Here is a 3,826-nt window from a genome sequence, read left to right as displayed (position 1 = left end):
GCCGAGTACGACTTCGTCGACGACGCCCCCGGCCTCCGGGCGGTCGCCTCCGTCATCACGTCCTCCGCCGGGCCGGTGGCGGTGGACGTCGAACGCGCGTCAGGGATCCGCTACTCCGAGCGCGCCTTCCTGCTGCAGCTGCGTCCGGCCGACGGGCCGGCGCTACTGGTCGACCCCGAGACACCGGGCCGGACGGTCGGACCGCTCGCCGGCCTCCTCTCCGAGCGCCCCCTGCTCCTGCACGCCGCGAGCCAGGACCTCCCGTCACTCCGTGGACTCGGGATCAGCCCGAGCGCTGTCATCGACACCGAACTCGCCGGGCGATTCCTCGGGTTGGAGCGGGTGAACCTGGGCACGATGATCTCCGAGTACCTGGGGATCGGGCTGGCCAAAGCGCACTCGGCGGCGGATTGGTCCCGTCGCCCGCTGCCACCGGCGTGGCTCGACTACGCCGCCTACGACGTGCTGTTCCTCCACGACCTCGCGGAGGCGGTGCTCCCCCGCCTCGACGAGCTCGGTCGGCGTGACTGGTTCGACGCGGAATGTCGACACCTCGTGGACTCCGGTCCGGTTCCGACCGCGCCGGACCCCTGGCGTCGACTGGACCGCCTGAGCACACTTCGCGACGCCCGCCAGCTCGCCCGCGCGCGGGAGTTGTGGATGGCGCGTGACCGGGTGGCGGCAGAGCGGGACATCGCCCCCAAGAGACTGCTCACGGACGCGGCGATCATCGAGGCGGCCCGGACCGCGCCGACGAACCGGTCGGACCTCCTGGCGATCGAGGGTTTCGAGGGTCCGCATCGCAGACGACTGGCCGACGACTGGCTGGCCGCGTTGGAGTGGGCCGCCGAACTCGGGCGTGGCGACCTACCCGCCCGTCAGGCGCCACGCGGCGAGCATCCTCCGCACACCACGTGGAAGCGCACGGACCCGGATGCGGCCGCTCTGCTGGACATCGCTCGCGAGGCGATCGGTTCGCTCGCCCGGGAGCTCGATATCGACCAGGGCCTGCTGCTCAAGCCGTCGTCGCTCCGGCTGTGGGCGTGGCGGGCGGCCACCACCGACCCCGCCGACGACGCGGAGCTGCTCCACCGGGTCCTCGGGGACGAGGGTGCCCGCCGATGGCAGATCGACCTGACGCAGGCGCCGTTGCTCGAGGCGGTGCGCCGGTTCAGAGTGGACGGCTGAGACCGCCGTCCCTCAGCTCTCGACGCGGTCGTAGAGGCGACGGCGGATACCGTCGGCGATCCCCTCCGCGGTCAACCCCGTGTCGGAGAGGATCTCGCCCCGGGAGGCGTGATCGAGGAACTCCTGCGGAAGGCCGAGGGTCAGTCGATCAACACCGACCCCCGCGCGCTCCAGCACCGCCGAGACCGCCGAACCGACGCCGCCGTGGATCCCGTTGTCCTCGACCGTCACCACGAGCCGGCGACCACGGGCGGAGTCGACGATCGACTGCGGGACGGGATAGACCCAGCGCGGATCGACCACGTCGACCGATACCCCCTCGGCCCGCAGTTCCCGTGCCGCCGCCGTCGACGGCGCGACCATCGACCCGACCGCGACCACCAGGATGTCGGCGTCCCCGGTCCCGAACACCCGGTCCACGCCGTCCGACGATGTCTCCAACGACGGAAGGGGCTCACCGACGGACCCCTTGGGGAAGCGCACCACGGTCGGGCCGTCCGTCACCGCCACGGCTTCACGGAGTTCCGCGCGGAGGGTCTCGGCATCGCGCGGTGCGGCCACCCGGACGCCCGGGATGATCCCCGCCAGCGACAGGTCCCACATCCCGTTGTGGCTGGCGCCGTCGGGGCCGGTCACCCCGGAGCGATCGAGTACCAGGGTGACCGGTAGCCCGAGAAGGGCGACGTCCATCAGCAGCTGGTCGAACGCCCGGTTGAGGAACGTGGAGTAGACGGCCACCACGGGGTGCAGCCCACCCAGCGCAAGTCCGGCGGCCGAGGCTACCGCGTGCTGCTCTGCGATGCCCACGTCGAACATGCGATCCGGGAACCGGTCGCCGAAGGCGGTCAGCCCCGTCGGTCCGGCCATGGCCGCGGTGATGGCCACCACGTCGTCTCGTTGCGCCCCGATCTCGCACAGCTCATCTGAGAAGACCGACGTCCAGTCCACTGACGACGACGACGAGAGCGGGCGGCCGGTGTCGGGGTCGATGACCCCGGTCGCGTGCATCTGGTCGGCGACGTTGTTCTCCGCGTGGACGTAGCCCATGCCCTTGCGGGTCACCACGTGGACGACCACCGGCCCGCCGAAGTCCTTGGCCAACCGCAACGCCGATTCGGTGGCGGCCAGATTGTGCCCGTCGACGGGCCCCATGTACTTCAGACCCAGGTCGGCGAACAACTCCTGCGGTGAGACCACGTCCTTGAGTCCCGTCTTGATCCCGTGCAGGATCGAGTACACGGCCTTGCCGAGGAGATCCTTTCGGGCGCCCAGAGTGCGCTTGGTGTGGTCCATCGCCTTCTCGTACGCGGGCTGGAGACGCAGGACCCCGAGCCGTTCGGCCAGTCCGCCGATCGTGGGCGAGTACGACCGGCCGTTGTCGTTGACGACGATCACCATGGGCCGGTCCTTGCCGGCGGCGATGTTGTTCAGCGCCTCCCAGGCCATGCCCCCTGTCATCGCCCCGTCGCCGATCACCGCGACGACGGTCCGGTCGTTCTGGCCGCTGAGGGAGTACGCCTTGGCGAGTCCGTCGGCGTATGAGAGCGACGAGGTCGCGTGCGAGGACTCGACGATGTCGTGTTCACTCTCCGCACGGCACGGATAGCCGGACAGACCCCCGCGCGTCCTGAGACCGTCGAACTGGTCCTTCCGACCCGTGACGATCTTGTGGACGTACGACTGGTGCCCGGTGTCGAAGACGATGGGGTCCCGCGGGGAGTCGAACACGCGGTGTAGCGCGACCGTCAGTTCCACCACGCCGAGATTGGGGCCGAGGTGCCCACCTGTCGCGGACACCTTGCGGATGAGGAACTCCCTGATCTCACCGCAGAGCCGGACCAGCTCGTCGGATCCGAGTGCACGGAGGTCGGAGGGGCCGTTCACCTGATCGAGCACACTCATTGCCGTCGACTGCCCCTTCCCTTGCCGCACCCCGCAGGGTCGAACCCACAGTCTACGGGGAAACGGTCTTCGCGCCCGCCGCCGGCCGACCGGCCCCGGCTCACCGGGATCAGCGCACCCGCGGTGAGTCGAGGACGGCGAGGCCCTCCACGTGGTGTGTCGCGGGGAACGCCGCGACACCGCGGATCCCCGCGAGTGTCCAACCGGCTGACACGAGCACCCCGACATCGCGCGCGAGGCTGGCCGGGTCGCACCCCACATGGACGATGCGGGACGCCGTACCACGAGCGAGCGTGGCCATCACCTCGATTCCCGCGCCGCCTCTCGGCGGGTCCAGGATCACGAGGTCGGGTTCGTCGCCGCGATCGCCGGAACCGCTCGACCGCTCCAGGAACGGCTCCACCCTCGACGCCACCGGGACGACCGCGGGGCCGATCCCGAGAGCCGATCCCACGGCCTCGAGGGAGGCGGGCGAGGATTCGACCACGATCACGCGGGCCCGGGGGACCACGTCGAGGACGGCGGCGGAGAACAGGCCCGCTCCCCCGTAGAGGTCCCAGACCACCGGGTCGCCGGGGAGGGCGGGGGCGCCGGACACGGCGGTGCGGACGAGTTCGCTGTAGTGCGCGGCAGCGGATCTGTGCGCCTGCCAGAACGCGTCGACCGGCAACCGCCAGGTGCGCTCCCCCACCCTCCGGGTCACGGTCGGGGCGCCCGCCACGGGCTCCCACTCTCC

Annotated in this window: 2 protein-coding genes and 1 pseudogene; 1 reads left to right on the top strand and 2 read right to left on the bottom strand. The window is 71.0% G+C overall.

What is annotated here, in order from left to right; translation table 11 throughout:
* On the top strand, positions 1-1,188 hold a 1,188-nt coding region (locus tag G6019_RS11045), incomplete at its 5' end, for an HRDC domain-containing protein (protein ID WP_194305650.1).
* A gap of 12 nt (positions 1,189-1,200) precedes the next feature.
* On the opposite strand, the gene dxs is transcribed toward G6019_RS11045, so the two are convergent.
* Complete coding sequence (dxs, locus tag G6019_RS11040) at positions 1,201-3,090, bottom strand: 1-deoxy-D-xylulose-5-phosphate synthase (protein ID WP_182613194.1); 1,890 nt, start codon at positions 3,088-3,090, stop codon at positions 1,201-1,203.
* Between the two features lie 109 nt (positions 3,091-3,199).
* Positions 3,200-3,826: pseudogene (locus G6019_RS11035) on the bottom strand (class I SAM-dependent RNA methyltransferase); the annotation flags it as partial.

It is taken from the genome of Dietzia sp. DQ12-76 (genome assembly GCF_014145045.1).
Classification (GTDB): domain Bacteria; phylum Actinomycetota; class Actinomycetes; order Mycobacteriales; family Mycobacteriaceae; genus Dietzia.
The sequence above is the reverse complement of the archived record's forward strand: the minus strand, read 5'-3'. Positions and strand labels throughout refer to the sequence as shown.

What these genes read in the sequence shown, in the direction of transcription:
- dxs (WP_182613194.1), bottom strand. Translation starts at nt 3,090, where the DNA reads ATGAGTGTGCTCGATCAGGTGAACGGCCCCTCCGACCTCCGTGCACTC.